The sequence below is a fragment of the Cytobacillus sp. Hz8 genome (genome assembly GCF_042263505.1).
In the GTDB taxonomy this organism is placed as follows: domain Bacteria; phylum Bacillota; class Bacilli; order Bacillales; family Cytobacillaceae; genus Bacillus_BE.
The window spans coordinates 136,201-155,075 of sequence record NZ_JBHKFI010000005.1; the positions used below are offsets into that span (position 1 = coordinate 136,201).

The 18,875-nt window shown below is 37.7% G+C and carries 17 protein-coding genes; 15 read left to right on the top strand and 2 right to left on the bottom strand.

Annotated elements, in window-relative coordinates; genetic code table 11:
• The gene (locus ACE38V_RS09010) at positions 1-1,299 is read left to right on the top strand and encodes an ammonium transporter (RefSeq protein WP_375840887.1); all 1,299 of its coding nucleotides are present in this window, start codon (positions 1-3) and stop codon (positions 1,297-1,299) included.
• 517 nt (positions 1,300-1,816) lie between these two features.
• Here ACE38V_RS09010 and ACE38V_RS09015 read toward each other — a convergent pair.
• Complete coding sequence (locus ACE38V_RS09015) at positions 1,817-3,130, bottom strand: homocysteine synthase (protein WP_375840888.1); 1,314 nt, start codon at positions 3,128-3,130, stop codon at positions 1,817-1,819.
• A gap of 466 nt (positions 3,131-3,596) precedes the next feature.
• Here ACE38V_RS09015 and ACE38V_RS09020 point away from each other — a divergent pair, with 466 nt between their 5' ends.
• The 9 genes from ACE38V_RS09020 (at position 3,597) to ACE38V_RS09060 (ending at position 12,195) form a co-directional block, all read left to right on the top strand.
• Complete coding sequence (locus ACE38V_RS09020) at positions 3,597-4,430, top strand: MetQ/NlpA family ABC transporter substrate-binding protein (RefSeq protein ID WP_375840889.1); 834 nt, start codon at positions 3,597-3,599, stop codon at positions 4,428-4,430.
• Between the two features lie 46 nt (positions 4,431-4,476).
• Entirely contained in the window at positions 4,477-5,559 is a 1,083-nt protein-coding gene (locus ACE38V_RS09025) for a methionine ABC transporter ATP-binding protein (protein WP_375840890.1), read from the top strand.
• On the top strand, positions 5,552-6,151 hold the full coding sequence (locus ACE38V_RS09030) for a methionine ABC transporter permease (RefSeq protein ID WP_375840891.1): 600 nt from the start codon (positions 5,552-5,554) through the stop codon (positions 6,149-6,151). Before ACE38V_RS09025 ends, ACE38V_RS09030 begins: the two co-directional genes overlap by 8 nt.
• A gap of 32 nt (positions 6,152-6,183) precedes the next feature.
• Positions 6,184-7,038 (top strand): MetQ/NlpA family ABC transporter substrate-binding protein, encoded by an 855-nt coding sequence (locus tag ACE38V_RS09035; protein ID WP_375840892.1) that lies wholly within the window; start codon positions 6,184-6,186, stop codon positions 7,036-7,038.
• 19 nt (positions 7,039-7,057) lie between these two features.
• Positions 7,058-8,413: an LLM class flavin-dependent oxidoreductase gene (locus ACE38V_RS09040; protein ID WP_375840893.1), complete on the top strand. Its 1,356-nt coding sequence runs from the start codon at positions 7,058-7,060 to the stop codon at positions 8,411-8,413.
• Positions 8,414-8,458: 45 nt separating this feature from the next.
• Positions 8,459-9,670, top strand: coding sequence for an acyl-CoA dehydrogenase family protein (locus ACE38V_RS09045; RefSeq protein WP_375840894.1), 1,212 nt, complete (start codon positions 8,459-8,461; stop codon positions 9,668-9,670).
• Between the two features lie 25 nt (positions 9,671-9,695).
• On the top strand, positions 9,696-10,232 hold the full coding sequence (gene ssuE, locus ACE38V_RS09050) for an NADPH-dependent FMN reductase (RefSeq protein ID WP_375840895.1): 537 nt from the start codon (positions 9,696-9,698) through the stop codon (positions 10,230-10,232).
• Between the two features lie 20 nt (positions 10,233-10,252).
• Entirely contained in the window at positions 10,253-10,780 is a 528-nt protein-coding gene (locus ACE38V_RS09055) for a GNAT family N-acetyltransferase (protein ID WP_375840896.1), read from the top strand.
• A 263-nt stretch (positions 10,781-11,043) separates the two neighbouring features.
• Positions 11,044-12,195, top strand: coding sequence for an amidohydrolase (locus tag ACE38V_RS09060; protein WP_375840897.1), 1,152 nt, complete (start codon positions 11,044-11,046; stop codon positions 12,193-12,195).
• Between the two features lie 53 nt (positions 12,196-12,248).
• Here ACE38V_RS09060 and ACE38V_RS09065 read toward each other — a convergent pair whose 3' ends face one another.
• Positions 12,249-13,508 carry an MDR family MFS transporter gene (locus tag ACE38V_RS09065; RefSeq protein WP_375840898.1) on the bottom strand — a complete coding sequence of 420 codons (1,260 nt, stop codon included), beginning with the start codon at positions 13,506-13,508 and terminating at the stop codon, positions 12,249-12,251.
• Positions 13,509-13,860: 352 nt separating this feature from the next.
• Between ACE38V_RS09065 and scfA the strand changes: the two genes are divergently transcribed.
• The 5 genes from scfA to ACE38V_RS09090 all read left to right on the top strand — a co-directional run bounded on the left by scfA (position 13,861) and on the right by ACE38V_RS09090 (position 18,766).
• Positions 13,861-14,010 carry a six-cysteine ranthipeptide SCIFF gene (gene scfA, locus ACE38V_RS09070; RefSeq protein WP_375840899.1) on the top strand — a complete coding sequence of 50 codons (150 nt, stop codon included), beginning with the start codon at positions 13,861-13,863 and terminating at the stop codon, positions 14,008-14,010.
• Between the two features lie 71 nt (positions 14,011-14,081).
• Positions 14,082-15,479 carry a thioether cross-link-forming SCIFF peptide maturase gene (gene scfB / locus ACE38V_RS09075; protein WP_375840900.1) on the top strand — a complete coding sequence of 466 codons (1,398 nt, stop codon included), beginning with the start codon at positions 14,082-14,084 and terminating at the stop codon, positions 15,477-15,479.
• 274 nt (positions 15,480-15,753) lie between these two features.
• Positions 15,754-16,476 carry an HAD family hydrolase gene (locus ACE38V_RS09080; protein ID WP_375840901.1) on the top strand — a complete coding sequence of 241 codons (723 nt, stop codon included), beginning with the start codon at positions 15,754-15,756 and terminating at the stop codon, positions 16,474-16,476.
• A gap of 191 nt (positions 16,477-16,667) precedes the next feature.
• Positions 16,668-17,993, top strand: a complete 1,326-nt coding sequence (locus ACE38V_RS09085; RefSeq protein ID WP_375840902.1) for an MDR family MFS transporter — start codon at positions 16,668-16,670, stop codon at positions 17,991-17,993.
• Between the two features lie 272 nt (positions 17,994-18,265).
• Complete coding sequence (locus ACE38V_RS09090) at positions 18,266-18,766, top strand: hypothetical protein (RefSeq protein WP_375840903.1); 501 nt, start codon at positions 18,266-18,268, stop codon at positions 18,764-18,766.
• Positions 18,767-18,875 lie beyond the last annotated feature (109 nt).

Sequence of the window (18,875 nt, forward strand, 5' to 3'; positions counted from 1 at the left end):
ATGGTCTATGTGAACACCATATGGGTTGTCCTTTCAGCGGCAATGGTCCTTTTCATGGAAGGAGGGTTTAGCCTCCTTGAAGCGGGGTTTGTTCGTACGAAAAATGCCGTTAATGTGACGATGAAGATTTTTGTTGATTTGACTGTGGGGGCACTTGCTTTTTGGATGATTGGCTTTGCGATTATGTTTGGCAGGGATGCCTTAGGGTTTATCGGCACATCTCTTTTTGGAAATCCAGAGAACATCTCACTCACAATCGAATTGCCAAGTGCGGCTTATGTTCTTTTTCAAATGGGTTTTGCGGTTGCCTGTATTTCGATTGTGTCAGGTGCGGTGGCAGAACGGATGAGTTTTAAAGCCTATGTCGTGACGGCTGTCTTGATTTCAACCATCATTTACCCACTTTCCGGTCATTGGATTTGGAATAGTGAGGGCTGGCTTGCAAAAATAGGCATGCAGGATTTTGCTGGGTCTGCTGCTATACATGGTTTAGGTGGATTTATGGCTCTAGCCATGGCAAAAATTCTCGGCCCCAGAAAAGGCCGCTTTAATTCCGATGGCAGTGCAAATGTCTTTGCTCCAAGTAATATTCCCCTTGCCTCTGCAGGAGCTTTCATTCTTTGGTTTGGATGGTTTGCTTTTAATACAGGGAGCACATTGGATGCAGCTAATGCCTCTTTAGCCCAAATTGCAATGAATACCATGCTTGCAGGAGCTAGTGGTGGGACTGTTGCGTTATTTGTTACGATGAAGAAGTTTGGCAAGGCGGACCCAAGCATGACGATAAATGGAATCCTTTCTGGTTTGGTGGCAATAACCGCAGGTTGCGCTTTTGTATCTCAATGGAGCGCCATTATCATCGGGGCAATAAGTGGAATAATTGTCATCTATGCTACGTTATTTGTGGATAATTTAAAAATAGATGATCCGGTCGGTGCAGTAGCGGTTCATGGTTTTAATGGGGTATTTGGAACGATTGCCGTTGGTTTATTTCATTCCTCTCATGGGCTTTTTACTTCAGGTGAATTTTCTTTATTAGGCATCCAATTGCTTGGTGCTATGGTCGTGATTGTTTGGGGGTTATTCAGCGGGTTTGCTACATCAAAAGTATGCGAATGGACGGTTGGCTTTCGGACCAGTGAAAGGGAGGAGGAGGAAGGCCTCGATATGTCCTACCATGGGATTCCTGCCTATAATGATTTGGAACGTTTTTCTGATTTACCGTCAAATTTATATGATTTTGAAGAAACGACGGGAATTACCGTTGCTCCTTTGAAAAATAAAGAAATTGCTGGATAAATATTTACTAGAAGTAGAGATCATCTTGAAAAAAATAAGAATGAAGAAATAGAAGAATTAACAGACCAAATTTAGAGAGATTTGGTCTGTTTTGATTTTGAAGGTAGGGATTATTATATTGAAACTGGAAAATGAAAAATATAAAAGTGAAGGAATTCATGATTTTTTACTCTTATTATTGATTAGCTGGGGAATGCAATATAGATAATAAAGGAGTTAGCCAAAAATATCACGGATATCAATGATAATGATGGTGTAGCAAAAACGTTAGTATATATCTTCAATTATATTATTCATGAAGTTATGTGTTAGTTTAAATGTATAAAAATAATGCCTAAATGAAAATTTTGAGGTATATAAATGTTTTCCTGCAATGCAAGCTCAAATAACGGAGGTGACAATAATGAATTTGGAGGATGGTATGCAATAAAATATGATTTTCATAAAAGCGGGGAAACACTTGGGTTATTAGACCCAAGTGCTTGGTAGACTTTATTCTATATTAAGTTGTTGTCTGTTAAATTGATGAAGCGGAAGCAACCTGTTGGCTAGCTTTCAATGCTTGATCTAAATCCTCAAGAATATCATCGATTGCTTCTGTTCCGACAGATAATCTGATTAATTCTGGTGAAACACCAGATGCAAGCTGCTCCATATCTGACAGCTGTTGATGAGTTGTGCTTGCAGGGTGGATGATGAGTGATTTGGAATCCCCAATATTAGCTAAATGTGAAAATAGCTTAACGTTATCAATCAATTTTTTAGCTGCTTCTTTTCCACCTTTCACCCCAAAAGTAAGGAGAGCTCCTTGCCCTTTTGGCAAGTATTTTTGCGCTAGGGAATACGATGGATGGCTACTTAAGCCTGCATAACTAACCCAATCCACTAGATTATGGTTTTCAAGAAATTGAGCTGTCTTCAATGCGTTTTCACTATGGCGTTCAAGACGTAAGTGCAATGTTTCTAGTCCTTGTAATAATAAAAAGGAATTAAACGGGGAGAGCGCAGAGCCAAGGTCTCTTAGTAATTGCACACGAGCCTTTGTAATATAGGCTGCTTCACCACCTGCTTCTGTATAAACAAGCCCATGATAACTTGGATCTGGTTCAGTCAATTCAGTGAATTTTCCACTTGCAGCCCAGTCAAATTTTCCACTATCAACAATCACACCTCCAATGGTAGTGCCATGGCCTCCGATAAATTTTGTTGCAGAATGGACGACAATGTCCGCCCCAAAATCGATTGGACGTAATAAATAAGGGCTTGGAACGGTGTTATCAATAATTAATGGAATTCCGTTTTCGTGTGCAATATTACTAACAGCTTCGATATCAAGCACATCTCCTTTTGGATTTCCAACAGCTTCTGCATAGATGGCTCTTGTTTTTGGAGTAATAGCTTTTCGAAAATTCTCTGGATCAGCAGGATCGACGAAATGAACCTTAATTCCAAATTTTGCAAAAGTAGAGGAAAATAAATTATAGGTTCCTCCATATAAACTGTTGGATGATACAATTTCATCTCCTGAAGAAGCAATATTTAAAATAGAAAACGTGGTTGCCGCTTGTCCGGAAGCAACACTTAATGCTCCTACCCCGCCTTCTAGAGCTGCAATTCTTTGTTCAAAGACGTCATTAGTAGGATTGATAATTCGTGTGTATACATATCCTTCCTGACTTAAGTTAAATAAACCAGCTGCGTGGTCACTGTCACGAAACCCAAATGAGGATGTTTGATAAATCGGTACTGCACGTGAAAGTGTTGTAGGATCTAGTTGCTGACCAGCGTGAATGGCTTTTGTTTCTGAACGAAATTCATGATTACTTGACATTTGAATACCTCCTTAGTTTCGCTTAAAATCCTACAAAATTGATAGGGATAATAAACTTTAAATATTACTATACTTAGGTAAATTTTGGATGTCAAGATGAAAATTTTAAATTTTTTAAATAAAAAAATAATTCTCTTATTTTGGAAAAATTTTGGTTGACAGTAAAAAATTCATTTGATATTCTTTTGAAAAGCTTAATTAAACCTATCATCTTAATCGGATTAAATCGTCCACCGGACCACTGGAGACAAAAACAAATTCTGATGTTCAGAATTTCGTTTTTGTCTTTTTTTTACACTTTAAGAAAGCATAAATTGGCAGCAGTGATGAAGATCGATGTATTGGCCAATTTTAGGAATAAAGTGTAAGGGCAACTAGGCCATTGCCTAAAGGCTTGTCAATCGGCGAGTTTTCTTTATCCGACAGAATCAAAGGGTTTCATTTATTCAGAAAGGAGAAGGAAAAAATGAAAAAATGGAAATGGACTTATATTTTAATCGTTAGTTTGTTATTGGTATTAGCTGGATGTGGGAATGATGAAAAGGCCTCAGGAAGTAAGGGGGATAAACAAGGGGAAGTTACTCTTAAGATTGGTGCTTCATCCACACCTCATGCAGAGATTTTAGAATATATCAAGCCGAATCTGGAAAAAGAAGGTGTAAAGCTTGATATTGTGATTATCAACGATGGTATTCAAACCAATGAACAAACAGCAAATGGTGAGTTAGATGCCAATTATTTTCAGCACACACCTTATTTAAATCAAGTCAATAAGGACAGTGGACTTGATCTAGTTAATGTCATAGGAGTACATATTGAACCATTTGGCGTTTATTCAAAAAAGATCCAATCCATTAAGGAATTGTCAAAGGGAGCAAAAGTAGCTGTTCCAAAAGATCCGGTTAATTTCTCCAGAGCGTTATTATTATTTGCTAGAAACGGTTTAATTGAAATGAAAAATAATCAATCAGCAGATGGAAATTATACGATTCAGGATATTACAAAAAATGATAAAAAATTAAAATTCGTTGGAATAGATGGGCCACTTCTAATTCGTTCTCTTGATGATTTTGAAGCATCCGCCATCAATACGAATTATGCCTTAGAAGGGGGATTTAATCCAACGAAGGATGCCTTAATTATTGAAGATAGCCGGTCACCTTATGTCAATATTTTGGTTGCTAAAAAGGAACGAAAAGATGATGAAAGTATTCAGAAATTAGCCAAAGCACTTACTTTAGAAAAGGTGAAGAAATTTATTGAAGATAGATATAAAGGGGCAGTTGTTCCAGCATTCTAAGTAAGGAATCTCTCCCTGAAAAAATTTGTGAGGAGGCAAAAGGAAAATGATTCAATTTCAGCATGTTTCCAAAACATTTGCGATTGGTGGAAAAACGATCGAAGCCCTGAAGGATATTAATTTAACAGTCAAAAAGGGAGATATTTTTGGTGTAATCGGTTTTAGCGGAGCTGGGAAAAGTACTTTAATTCGTACAGTGAATTTACTGGAAAGCCCGACAAAAGGGGAAGTTCTTGTTAATGGCAGCAATTTAGCAAAACTAACACAAAAGGATTTACGTCAGGCAAAGAAAGATATCGGAATGATATTCCAACACTTTAATTTGTTAGAATCAAAAACCGTGTTTGAAAATGTGGCAATCCCTCTATCTTTAAGTAAAGTGCCTAAAAAGGAAATAAAATTACGCGTTGAAGAGCTTTTATCATTTGTTGGCCTTGAAGAGAAGAAGGATAGTTATCCTAATCAACTTTCAGGTGGCCAAAAACAGCGTGTTGGGATCGCAAGGGCATTGGCAACAAATCCCTCTGTTCTTTTATGTGATGAGGCGACATCTGCACTTGATCCACAGACAACAGAGTCCATTCTTCAGCTTTTGAAAAAGATCAATGAGAAATATCAAATAACGATTTTAGTCATTACCCATGAAATGGAGGTTATTAAACAAATTTGTAATCGGGTTGCTGTGATGGAGGATGGCAAAATCATTGAAGAGGGGACAGTGTTCGAAGTATTTTCCAATCCTCAAACAACAACTGCACGAAATTTTGTTCGTTCAGTGATAAAGGATGAGATTCCTCTGAGCGTATTTCAACTTCTTGAGAATAGTCATCTTTACAGCAAAATATTTAGAATTGAATTCTTGGGGATTCATTCAGGTCAGCCAGTAATATCGCAGGTTTCAAAACGTTTCCAAGTAGATGTTAATATCTTATTTGGTAATATTACAGAGCTTCAAGGTATCCCATTAGGCAATTTAATTGTCGAGCTAAGAGGATCAATAGAAGAAGTTGAACAGGCTAAAAATTATTTAATCAAGCAAAATATCACTTTAAAAGAGGTAGGTGAGAGTATTGGAAGTGACGAACGATTTAATTCTCAAAGCCTTATGGGAAACGTTGTACATGGTTAGTGCTTCACTCTTTTTTGGAACAATTATTGGGGTTCCATTAGGTATTTTATTGGTTGTAACGAGAAAGGGGCATATTCTCGAAAATCAAATTATTTTTTCAATTATTAATCCGATCGTTAATATTTTTCGCTCAATTCCTTTTATTATTCTGCTGGTGGCAATCATTCCGTTTACTAGATTTATTGTGGGGACTTCGATTGGAACAACGGCAGCAATTGTTCCGCTTGTTCTTCATATTGGTCCTTATATGTCAAGGTTAGTAGAAAATTCATTATTAGAAGTGGAGGAAGGAATCATCGAAGCAGCGAAGGCGATGGGAGCAACTACTTTTCAAATTATATTTCGGTTTCTCATCCCAGAAGCATTTCCATCACTCATTCTTAGTCTAACAACCGTAACCATTGGTCTAATTGGAGCAACTGCCATGGCAGGTGCGATTGGAGGAGGGGGATTAGGAGACTTGGCGATTACCTATGGATATCAACGATTCAGTACGATAACCATTATTGTCACAGTTGTCCTCTTAGTGATCATTGTTCAAGGAATTCAATCTCTTGGAAATGTCTTAGAAAGAAAGATTAGAAGGGTATAAGAATGAAAGGTTATTAAAGAGGTGTATTGAAGATGAAAAAATGGTTAAGTTTGATCCTTTTTACTCTAGTATTGGCTCTAACTTTATCAGGCTGCTTATCCAAGTCAACAAATTCAAATGGAGAAAAGCATGTAATTAAGGTAGGGATAAGAAGCTCGGAGTTAAGGACATGGGAATATGTAAAGGAAAAGGCGGAAAAAGAAGGGATTAAAATTGAGTTAGTCAATTTTGCGGCAACCTATGATCCGGATCAAGCTCTGGCGGAAGGGGATATAGATATCAATGCCTTTCAGCATGTGGCTTATCTCGATACTTTTAATCAAAAAAACGGAACGGATCTCGTTCCAATTGGTACCACCATTATGGCTCCACTAGGACTTTATTCAAAAAAATATCATTCTATTGATGAAATTCCAGATGGAGCGCAAATTGCCGTTCCAAATGATCAATCGAATTGGGGCCGAGCTTTACTTTTACTTCAAGAAGCAGGATTCATCAAGGTTGTTGCTGATTTTGATGGCAATGGTGGTGAAGACAAAATAAAGGATAATCGGAAGCATATTAAAATTGTTCCTGTTGATGCAGCGAATACCCCTCGAGTGATGGAGGATACAGCAGGTTCCATTATTAATAATGGAGTGGCTGTAGAAGCGGGACTCAGCTTAAAGGATGCTTTGATTCATGAAAGTAAAACAGCCAAACCATTTATTAATGTCATTGTAGCGAGAAAGGAAGATAAAAATCGAAGCGACTTGAAGAAGTTAGTTCGCATTTATCAATCGGAGGATACAGCAAAATATATCGAAAAAACCTATAACGGAAACTATATTCCAACATTTATTAGTTTAAAAGAATTAAGTACTTACAAGGATACATTTAAAAATTGAGGATGGAGGAGTGAAAAAAATGTCTGAAGGAAGAAAAATGATTTTAGTTGCTTATTTAATTGGTACTGGGATGCATGTGGCTTCGTGGCGACATCCTGATTCCAAACCAGATGCCAGTATCGATCCAAAGAATTTTATTCATTTAGCGCAAATAGCGGAAAAGGGAAAATTTGATATTGCTTTTATCGCGGATAGCCTTGCCATCAATGCGGAGTCCCACCCGCAAATCTTAAATCGGTTTGATCCAGTAGTCATTATTACGGCCATGGCTGCTGCAACAAAAACAATTGGCATTGTGGGAACGGCATCCACAACGTATAATGAACCATTTAATTTAACGCGACAATTTGCATCTGTTGATCATGTCAGTGGTGGGAGAGCGGGTTGGAATGTCGTGACAACAGCGGATGCGACGGGAGAAACAGCCCTGAATTTTAATCTGGATAAGCATTGGGATCATGATTTGCGCTATGAACGGGCAGAAGAATTTATTGACGTGGTGAAAGGACTATGGGATTCATGGGAGGATGATGCTTTTCCTTACAATAAAGAGACGGGTCAATTTTTTGATCCAGCTAAGGTTCATGAGCTTGATTATCACGGAAAATATTTTCATGTGAAAGGACCATTAAACATCGCCCGTTCTGTACAAGGTCAACCAGTGATTGTTCAAGCAGGTTCATCGAAACCAGGTCAGCGCTTTGCAGCTAGAAATGCAGAGGTGGTATTTTCGCATTTTGATACAAAGGAAGAAGCGAAGAAATTTTATCAGGAGTTGAAGGGGCAGCTATCTGAATTTGGAAGAACGGAAGAAGAGCTGCGTATCATTCACGGTATTTCCCCAATCGTAGCGAAAACGGAAGGGGAGGCAATTGCGAAATTTCAAGAGTTACAACAATTGATTGATCCTTATGAAGCCTTGAAGTTTGTCTCCGGATATATGGGGAATGTGGATTTTTCGAAATATTCCTTAGATACGCCAGCCTATAAAGTAGAATTTCCTGCTGTAAACAGTATTCAAAGTCATTTTAACGAGATGAAACAAATCATTGATATGGAAAAACACTTAACAGTGGGTGATTTGTATACAAGATTTTTTCCACCAGCAAGGAAGGATGGTTTTGTCGGAACCCCTGAACAGGTGGCAGATGAAATGGAGGCCTGGTTTAAGGAAAAAGCAGCGGATGGTTTCATGATTCAGTTTCCTCTCTTGCCTGCTAATTTGGAGGATTTCGTAGAAGTAGTTATTCCAATATTGCAAAAACGGGGATTATTCCGTATGGAATATGAAGGGACCACGCTGAGGGAGAACCTTGGTTTGAAAAAACCAGAGAATCAGTTTACGAAAAAAGCACTGAGTATACAAGGAAAATAAATATCAGGACATTACGTCACAGTTATTTTGGAGAGAGGGATGTCGATGGCAAGGTTTAGTGAAGATCTATTTGTGCGAAATTCACGAGAAGCGAATCTTGTTCAATATGCGAATGGATTAGCTAAGAAAATAGAGCGCACTGCTGGAATTCATGATGAAAAAGGAACCTTTCCTTTTGAGCATTATCAACTATTAAAGGAAGAAGGGTTCTTCAAGCTACCAATACCGAAAAAATATGGGGGCGAGGAAATATCATTATATGAAATGCTTTTAATTCAAGAACAGTTGGCGAAGGGGGATGGTTCAACTGCTTTAAATGTTGGCTGGCATCTGCTTACCTTTATGAATGTTCGAGAATTAAATGCATGGAGTGAACCGGTCTTTGCACGGTTATGTCATACTGCTGTAGAAAAAGGAGAGCTCATTAATATTATTAATACGGAAAGAGTAAAAGGAAATTTGTCTAGGGGAGGGAGTCCTGGGACGGTTGCGAAAAAAGTACCAGGCGGTTATCAAATTTCCGGGAGAAAATCCTTTGCTTCATTAGCCCCTATCCTGAATCATTTTACGATTATTGCCTATCTAGAAGATGAGGAAATTACAGCAGAATTTTTAATTGAAAAAACAGATAAAGTGAAAGTAATCGAAACCTGGGAATCGATGGGAATGAGGGGAACTGGCAGTCATGACATTGAAATTCAATGTGCATTTGTACCTGAAGAAGCCTTACTTGTGAAACATAAACCAAATGAAGAAACAAGATTTGATGCCAATAGTCGAATCTATTCTCTTGAAATACCTGCAGTTTACTTGGGAATTGCCGGAGCAGCTCGAGATTACGCCATTTACTTTGCTCATTCGACCTATTCTCATAGTTTAGGAGATTACATCAAAACGGCAGGACATATTAGACAAAAAATTGGAGAAATCGAGTTGCTGTATAAATCATCTCGAAGTGTGCTTTATTCTATAGCCGAGCGCTTTGAAAGTGATCCCTTATTAAAGGACCGATTATCAGATGAGGTCAGCATGGTTAAACACGTGGTTTGTCATAATGCAATTAAAATAGTTGAATTAGCCTTAAGAATCGTAGGCGGAAGTGGATTATCACGTAAATTTAAGCTCGAACGTTTATTTCGTGACGTGCAATGTGGACTTTTTAATCCGCCTCAGGATGATGTGGTTATCGAACAGTTGACGAAAGCCGCATTCAAGAAATTAACCGAACAGAGGGAAGAGAGCCTAGTGATTAAATAATTTTTTGAAAAAGGAGTGGTCTGCAATGAGTAAGGTAGTGATTATTTCAGGAAGTCCATCTGAACAATCCAGAATAAAAGCGATCCAAGAGTTTACAACTCAATTTTTTCAAGCAAGAAATATAGAGCCTGAGGTAATTGAGGTTCGAAACTTACCTCCAAAAGATTTAATTCAGGCAAAATTTGATAGTAAGGATGTCATTGAGGCAAATCAAAAAGTAGAGAAAGCCGATATTGTCGTCCTATTATCTCCTGTCTATAAAGCGTCCTATTCCGGGGTTCTTAAAGTATATTTAGATTTATTGCCGCAAAATGGCCTGGCCAATAAAACCATTCTCCCACTTTTTATTGGCGGAACCATTAGCCATTTATTAGCGATTGATTATGCCTTAAACCCTGTCTTAACCGCGCTTGGGGCAACCCATCTTTTAAAAGGAGCTTTTATTGTCGATTCTCAGATTGAGAAACTCAGGAGTAATCAATATCAAATTGATGAGATTGCACAAGAAAGATTAGATTCTACCTTTTCACAGGTTGAACGATTTTTACTTCAAACTCAATAAATCAAATGGGGAATGAGTAAATGATCAATATGATAGAGGTTTCAATTTTAAAAGAAGACGATAAAGAAGTAGTGCGAAACTTACTAGTTAACAGCTACCAGGAATACGAACCACAATATTCCAATCCAGAGGTGTGGAAATCCTATATAGCTGAAATTAAAGCATCTGTAGATAACCCCAATCTAGATAAAATACTTGTAGCAAAGAATCATCATCATATTTTAGGAACACTACAACTTTTTCAGTCTTCAGAAAAAGCATATGGTTTGCCCGAGCTAGAGATATTCGCTCCAATTGTGCGGTTGCTTGCTGTGCATCCGGCTGCAAGGGGAAAAGGGGTTGCCCAGCAGCTATTAAAGGCAAGTCTTTTATATGCAAAAGAACTGAATGCGAAAAGTCTTTATTTGCATACTAGTGATAAAATGAAAAAAGCGATTCAGTTGTATGAATGGCTTGGATTTAAACGTGATTATGAAAAAGAATTTACGAAAAAGGATATTATAGTAAAATGTTATCGGTTTGATTTGTCCCGCCTTAACGGGCAGTAAGACCCCCACCTTAAGATTCTGCGTATGCAAAGAAGATAGGTTGGGGTTCAACTGCCCGTAAAGGTCCGACGAGCGATTGACGTCCTAGTCAGGCGAAGCCACAGGACGTGGCGCTATGAGCGTGATTGGTTCAGACTTTCCATCAGTGGGGGATGAATGGCAGACTAAAATCGCGACGTCAATCGCAACGTCTGCACTAGCACGTCCTGTGCGTCGAAAACCCCCACTGATGGAAGTTTCACTTTATAAAGGAGGCAAAAAACGTGAGCCACACAGAAAATCTGGAATCGCGGCTTATATCGATTCGACGTTATCTGCATCAATATCCTGAGCTATCCCGAGAAGAATTTGAAACAACAAAGGCAATTAAGCTTTGGCTTGAAGAAGCAGGTATCGAACTAAGAGAATCGAAACTCTCAACAGGTGTATTCGCAGATATTAATGGACGAAAACCTGGTCCTGTTATCGCGATTCGAGCAGATATTGATGCACTACCGATAGAAGAACAAAGTGGTGTGTCTTTTTCTTCCAAAATAAAAGGGAAAATGCATGCATGTGGGCACGATTTTCATACTGCAGCTCTTGTCGGTGCGGCCTATTTATTAAGTGATGCTCGAGAGGAGTTGACTGGAACGATTCGACTTCTTTTTCAACCAGCAGAAGAATTGGGTGGAGGAGCAGAATTAGTACTAGGTGATGGGCAGTTAGAAGGGGTGCAGGCAATCATTGGCCTCCATAATAAACCCGATTTGCCAGTTGGCACAATTGGGCTAAAGGAAGGACCGCTGATGGCAGCGGTTGATCGATTCTATGTGAAGATACGTGGGAAGGGAAGTCATGCAGCATTACCTCATAGTGGCAATGATCCAATTACGGCTACAGCACATATTATCACCTCTCTCCAGACGATTGTTAGTCGAAGTATTTCCTCATTAGAAAGTGCTGTCGTCAGTGTAACAAGAATATCTGGTGGGGAAACATGGAATGTAATACCGGAAGATGTCATTGTTGAAGGAACGATTCGAACCATTGACAAAGCAATAAGAAGCGAAGTTAAAGAGAAATTCTACTCCATTGTGACTCATACAGCTACAGCTTTTTCACAGGATGTTACAATCGAGTGGTACCCCGGTCCACCTGCATTATCGAATCATAAAAGAATAACAGACCTGGTCGAAAAAACGGCCAAAAACTTAGGTTTAAATGTAATCGTACCAGAGCCATCGATGGCAGGTGAGGATTTCTCTTTATATTTAGATCAAGTTCCTGGAACTTTCGCTTTCTTTGGTACGAGTGGAAACGAAGACTGGCACCACCCTGCGTTTACCATTGATGAAAGTGCACTCATTAAAGCAGCTTATTTCTTAACTCAAAGTGCAAGAGATTTGCTAGATCTGTTGCACTTTGATAACTAAAAATAACGGGACCGTCCTTCTTGGGAAGAACGGTCCTCTGATTTTGTTTCGCATTATCTAACTCTAATTCCACTCGACTTTAGTAAATATCTACGTGTTCCCATTTCGCAAAATACGATCCCGATAAGAGCGAAAACGATAAACATTGCTCCCATCCTAGTTGGATTTAAAACCTCGCCAAGAATAATGCAGGCACTTCCGATTATTTTTCCAATTTGAAAAACAAATCCATTAAAGGCCATATAAGCAGCCCGTCTTGAATCATCAATAATATCGGCTAAGATTGATTGTCTAGTAGGAACATATAATAATTCACCAATGGATAAAATTGCGACGGAAAGTACAAGGACTAGAAGTTGATTGGAAATCGCCATCATCGCATATCCTAATCCAAAAATCAAAAAGCCTATATACATAATCGCCTTGATGGTATGCTCCCTTTTCCTAACAAATTTTGCGATAAGAGTGGCAAATAAAACAATGAAAATCGTATTTTCAACTGTTAATAGACTTAATAGTCTTACCCCATCTAAAGAAAAATGCTCGAATCCTACTAATGATAAGGTTCGCTTAGGAAACTCTTCTGCTAATTTAACTGAAATATAATTATTGCGTTGATACTCAATGGAAAGAACCGCGATTCCACCCAGTGTGAACAAGATAAAAGGCAAATCCTTCATCACCATCCAATAGCTTTGGAAAATCGGCTTAAAGCTAAAGGGGTGAGAAGATTGTGCTTTAATATGGTAGGTCTCTTGAATAAGAGTCATCGTCATCCATAATGTTATAAAGGAAATGGCAGATAAGGCAATCAATAATTCAAAAAAATGAGTCTGAAATAACCAACCTCCCACCATTAATCCAAGCATTAACGAAAGATTCGAGGCCCAATAGTTGACCGTATACATAAATGCGCGAGTTTCTTTCGTACTTACATCAATCAACATGGCATCAGCTGCAGGATTTATAAATCCCGTAGCAGTGCTCATCAATAGAAGCATAAAAAAGGTCATCCAAGGTGATGACCACCAAGGAGAATTGCTTGCAAGCATTCCGATGAAGGCAGCTACTTTTAGCCACTCTCCCAATACCATCATTTTTTTTCTACCCTTTGTATCGGCAAGAAAACCACCATATAAACTTGCGAAAAATTGAACAGCAATTTGAATCATTAATAATACTCCAGCGGTTGTTGCGTTCAATTTCATCGTAAAATAAATGGCCATAAATGGGAAAATCATCGAACCTATGACACGACTTAAAAAAGAAGTATAAATGCGAATTCGGATATTTGGATGCATTTCCCTTAACATTATTTTCAACCCCTTCCTACTTTTTCTATTTTAACATCAAAAAAGGGGAATAAAAGGGTAGATAGTATATTGATAGAATTGTCCCTTTTAAGGAGGTTTTTGAGTTGCAGAGCATGTATTATTTTTATATGTATCCATAAAAAGGGAGCTCACAGCCACATTGAAGATTTATATTTACAAGACTTTAAGAAACAGCGGATCTTTTTTCTAAAATCAAATTGTCAATGAACTTTCACACAATCCTCACACAAAATTTGAATACCGGAAATCAAGTAGTGTTAGAATTATCTTGGAATAATATAAATGAGGAAATATTTTCTTCATAAATTTTGATTAAAAGGGAATGTGAGTTATGAAAAGAATTGTAACACTAAGCACTCGTAAATTAATGGACACAGCTGAACACGGCGGTTGCGGCGCTTGCCAAACTTCTTGCCAATCAGCTTGCAAAACTTCTTGCGGCGTAGCTAATCAAAAGTGCGAAAACCCTATGAACAGATAGTTCAACCAATACCGCCCATCTGCAAAGCAGTTGGGCGGCAATTTTTTACAAAAGGAGCAGAATAGTTAATTATGATTCATCAATATAAATTAAATGGCTACAACATCGTTCTTGATACATATAGTGGCTCTGTTCATGTCGTGGATGATTTAGCTTATGACATCATAGGGCTTTATGAAAATACTTCGAAGGAAGCAATTATTACAAAGATTTTGGAAAAATATGCACAGGATCCTGATATTTTAGAGAAGGATATTCAAGATACGATTGCCGATGTGGAAGAATTAGTCCGAGATGGGCAGCTTTTTACGGAGGATGAGTTTAAAGACCTTTCCATTGACTTAAGAAAACGTAAAACCTATATTAAAGCACTTTGCCTCAACGTCGCCCACACCTGTAATTTGTCTTGTGACTATTGTTTTGCCAGTCAAGGAAAATATAACGGAGATCGTGCCCTTATGAGCTTTGAAGTGGGAAAAAAAGCGATTGATTTTCTATTAGAAAATTCCGGAAAACACCGAAATCTTGATATCGACTTTTTCGGCGGAGAGCCACTTATGGCTTGGAAAGTTGTCAAACAGATTGTGGAGTACGCACGAAGCAAGGAAGCAGAGTATAAAAAGGTTTTTCGCTTTACATTTACAACCAATGGTATGTTATTAAATGACGAAGTTACAGAGTTTTTAAATAAGGAAATGCATAATGTGGTTTTAAGCCTTGATGGTCGGAAAGAGGTTCATGACCGACTTCGCAAAACTGTCACAGGCAAAGGTAGTTATGACCATATCATTCCTAAATTTCAGGCATTCGTCAAAAAACGTGGTGACAAAGAATACTATGTTCGCGGAACCTATACACATAACAATGTGGATTTCACAAATGATATTTTTCATATCGCTGATTTAGGATTTGATAAGCTTTCAATGGAGCCAGTAATCAGTGATCCGAAAGAACCATATGCATTAACCGAGGACGATCTTCCTGAAATCTATCATCAATATGAAATTCTCGCCAAAGAAATGTTGAAGCGTGGCGAAGAAGGCAACGGCTTTACTTTTTATCATTACATGCTTGATCTATCAGAAGGACCATGTATTCAGAAGAGAATTTCTGGCTGTGGTTCAGGAACAGAGTATCTCGCTGTAACCCCTTGGGGAGAGCTGTTCCCTTGCCACCAATTTGTTGGCGACGAAGAATACAGTATGGGAAACCTTTGGGATGGCATCACGAAACATGAAATCCATGACGAATTTAAAACAAGTAATTGCTATTCGAAGCCTGAGTGTCAAGACTGCTGGGCCAAGCTATATTGTAGCGGAGGTTGTCCTGCCAACGCTTTACATGCAACAGGCTCTATCAATGGCACTTATGATTTCAGCTGCGACATCTTCCGCAAAAGAGTTGAATGCTCTATGATGGTTAAAGTTGCGGAGTCATTGAGAGCAATGGAAGACCAAACTGCTCAATAGAAATTTATAGAAGCTGGGCTGTAATCCTGAAAAGTTTAGGATTTGCCCAGCTTTTTTACTTGTATTGCTTGGATTCTGAGAGTTTGAAAGCATTTTGCTGGAGTTTGAGAATAAGGTTTTTAGATTTAGAAATAAATGCTGGCAATTTGAAAATAAATCTGGAAAACTTGAAAACAAATCCAGATAACCTGAGAATACCCCCCACAAACCACACCCCCTAAGAACCATTTCTGCTACAATAAAATCATCAATCATCAAATAGGAGTAGGGAAGCATGTCAAATATTTTTGATTTTGCTAAAATGGGGTACCAGTGTCAACACTCTACTGCTTTGAAATCCATTTCATCATTTACGTTGAATTATAGATCAATTTTTGGGGAGATGAATGCTATGTATCGTACATTTATATTTGATTTGGATGGGACGATTATCGATTCAGAGTTGACTGGACTAACAACATTACAAGCGATTTTAAAAGAACAAGGGATTGAAAAAACATTAGATGAACTTCGATTTTCGCTTGGAATACCAGGGACGACCACTTTAGAAGTGCTAAATATTGCTGATATCCCAACAACACTCCAAGCATGGATGGAAAAAGAAAAACCGCTCATGAAAAATGTCCCTATTTTTTCTGGCATGATGGAGGTGATTGAGAAATTACCATTAAAGGGAATTGTGACCTCGCAGTCAAAGGCAGAACTAAATAATAGCTTTTACCAGCTGAATATTGCCCATTATTTCCATACCATCATTTCTGCAGATGATACAGAAAAGCATAAACCAAATCCAGAACCATTAAAACTTGCACTCAAAAGGTTGGGTGTAAAATCAAGTGAAGCAATATACATTGGCGATTCACGTTATGATATGCAATGTGCCAGATCCGCGGGAGTTGATTTTGGTCTTGCTCTCTGGGGTGCAAAAGAATCTAAAGGCTTTGAGCAGGCGAAATATATTTTTAAAAGTCCTATTGATATATTAAAATTAATTTAATAAAATTGTAAAATCATTGTTTATGCTGCTTCCAATGGGAGCAGCATTACCTTTATATTTATATGGGAAAAATGAATCCATCAGGTAAAAAAATAGAATAATAAAAATGCACTTGCTATAATAATAGATATGCAATTTTTTATGTGAAAATAGGAATATTTACAACCAAGGTTATTCAATAGGAGGTTTCAATGAATAAAAATATGTATGTGTTTGGGGGATTGGTGATCACCACCCTCATTTCTGCACTGGATTCAAATATCATGCAGACGGCGAGTCCAACGATTGTCAATACTTTAGGGGGAATGGAGTATTTTGCTTGGATTTTCGCCGTCTATATGCTGGCAAGTACGGTAACGGTTCCGCTATACGGAAAGTTATCAGATATGTACGGGCGTAAAAAACTATTAATGATATCCGTTGGTCTATTTACGGTTGGCTCCATCCTTTGCGGAATCGCTAATTCTATGGTTATGCTCATTATTTTTCGTGGTATTCAAGGATTAGGGGCAGGGGGGATGATTCCGCTCTCTATGATTATTGTTGGAGACCTATTTACCATCGAAAAACGAGGAAAAATTCAGGCGGTGTTTAGTAGTATTTGGGCGCTATCATCGATTATTGGCCCTATTCTCGGCTCTTTCTTTGTAGAAGAATTAACATGGAGATGGATTTTCTTTATTAATATCCCAATTGGTATAGCGACCATCCTCTGTTTAATCCCATATAAAGAACAAAGAGAATTTACAAAAACGCAAATTGATTACAAAGGTTTTTTCCTCTTTGCTATTTCGATCACTTTATTATTATTAGCAACTAATGTCAGCAGCCCTTTATGGTATATTGTCTTTGGTTTGCTATTATTAATCATCTTTTTATTTGTTGAAAAGAAAGAACCGTCGCCATTTTTGCCTATTACGATTTTTAAGAATAAAGGCATTCTAATGACGAATCTATTTATGATGTTTTATAGTTTATCCTTCTTTGGAACCACTAATTTTATTCCATTGTTTTTACAAGAAGGTAAGCATATGAGCATTTATAAGAGTGGCTTAATTCTTTTAAGTATTGCGCTCGGATGGACATTTGGAAGTACCCCATCAGGAAAATGGATTATTCGCTTCGGTTATAAAAAATTATTTATTATCGGCAGTTTTACCACAACATTATCAGGTCTCTTACTCTTTTTATTTATAAGAGAATTATCCTATTTTCAGCTATTTGCTATATTAATCGTTCAAGGATTTTCTTTTGGCCTTTTGTTTGCCATTGGGACGATTGCCTCGCAGGAATTTGCTGATTTTGAAATTAAAGGGCTCTCAACATCGCTGCAAATGTTCTTAAGAAATATTGGAACTTCCGTTGGGGTGACCATTATGGGAGTAATCATCAACCAAACAGCAAGCATTGCATTAGGAATGAAAAATGTCTTCTTATTTGCTCTTTGCATCAGTGTGATCACGATTTTAATCAGCTTTTTGATTCCGGCAAAGGCTCCTGATGGAAGTCATGGGTAATGCCTGAATAAAGAACTTATTATTATTCCAATAAAATTTAATTCTTTTTTTGAAAAAATATCGCTTCATTTATTTGAAACGATATTTTTTTTGTCCCAGCAATTAATGTAATTTACTAATTTATTAGGAAAAAGAACATTTATTCAAGTGGCAAATAAGGAGAATCTGTCTTAAGTATGAAGAATTCTTTTTTTACTTTGAAGGATAATTAATTGCCAGGTAAAGAACAGCACTTCTCTGGTAAGATAATAGGGAGGGAGGGAAACCTGCTTATGGTGGAAATAAAATCTGTAAAAATTGATGGCGAAGAAATTCATGTCTTCCAGAGTGTGATATTTATTTTCGCCTCCAATACGGGTTATACATTGGAATTGGACATGATTATTAGTGAAGTTGTTTTCAATAAGTATAAAAAAGAAACAGAATTAATTATTGAGATAGAATTAAAGGATGGAAGAGTATTTGCCTTTATCATGCAGCTTAAGGCATGGAATAGCGAATTGCCACGGTTGACTCTGTTTTGTGAAATTGGCACAGTGGATGAGTATGTAAACTTTCCAATCATCACAGAAGAGGATTCGGACTTTCCTAAATTAAAGGGTGGAATTACATTAGCGGATATTCGCAAAGTAGAAATGCCATGGGAAAATATCACACTTCGATTGAAGCTGCCGATTGAACAAGTAGAATGGCTTTCTCAGCAAAAAAGAGCGGATCTTAATAGCTTGTTTAATGAAATGATTGAAGAGTATCGTAAACGGAGCTTGAAATAGTTAAGATTCGTATTTAAGAGTGAATAATCTTTAACTATATTAAAGAGCTGTATTATTGGTGAATATACATACTATAAAAAGAGGCTGATATTTTGATATGAATAAGAAA

Coding starts and splice junctions, on each gene's coding strand:
- ACE38V_RS09010 (WP_375840887.1), top strand. CDS start 1: ATGGTCTATGTGAACACCATATGGGTTGTCCTTTCAGCGGCAATGGTC.
- ACE38V_RS09015 (WP_375840888.1), bottom strand. CDS start 3,130: ATGTCAAGTAATCATGAATTTCGTTCAGAAACAAAAGCCATTCACGCT.
- ACE38V_RS09020 (WP_375840889.1), top strand. CDS start 3,597: ATGAAAAAATGGAAATGGACTTATATTTTAATCGTTAGTTTGTTATTG.
- ACE38V_RS09025 (WP_375840890.1), top strand. CDS start 4,477: ATGATTCAATTTCAGCATGTTTCCAAAACATTTGCGATTGGTGGAAAA.
- ACE38V_RS09030 (WP_375840891.1), top strand. CDS start 5,552: ATGGTTAGTGCTTCACTCTTTTTTGGAACAATTATTGGGGTTCCATTA.
- ACE38V_RS09035 (WP_375840892.1), top strand. CDS start 6,184: ATGAAAAAATGGTTAAGTTTGATCCTTTTTACTCTAGTATTGGCTCTA.
- ACE38V_RS09040 (WP_375840893.1), top strand. CDS start 7,058: ATGTCTGAAGGAAGAAAAATGATTTTAGTTGCTTATTTAATTGGTACT.
- ACE38V_RS09045 (WP_375840894.1), top strand. CDS start 8,459: ATGGCAAGGTTTAGTGAAGATCTATTTGTGCGAAATTCACGAGAAGCG.
- ssuE (WP_375840895.1), top strand. CDS start 9,696: ATGAGTAAGGTAGTGATTATTTCAGGAAGTCCATCTGAACAATCCAGA.
- ACE38V_RS09055 (WP_375840896.1), top strand. CDS start 10,253: ATGATCAATATGATAGAGGTTTCAATTTTAAAAGAAGACGATAAAGAA.
- ACE38V_RS09065 (WP_375840898.1), bottom strand. CDS start 13,508: ATGTTAAGGGAAATGCATCCAAATATCCGAATTCGCATTTATACTTCT.
- scfA (WP_375840899.1), top strand. CDS start 13,861: ATGAAAAGAATTGTAACACTAAGCACTCGTAAATTAATGGACACAGCT.
- scfB (WP_375840900.1), top strand. CDS start 14,082: ATGATTCATCAATATAAATTAAATGGCTACAACATCGTTCTTGATACA.
- ACE38V_RS09080 (WP_375840901.1), top strand. CDS start 15,754: ATGTCAAATATTTTTGATTTTGCTAAAATGGGGTACCAGTGTCAACAC.
- ACE38V_RS09085 (WP_375840902.1), top strand. CDS start 16,668: ATGAATAAAAATATGTATGTGTTTGGGGGATTGGTGATCACCACCCTC.
- ACE38V_RS09090 (WP_375840903.1), top strand. CDS start 18,266: ATGGTGGAAATAAAATCTGTAAAAATTGATGGCGAAGAAATTCATGTC.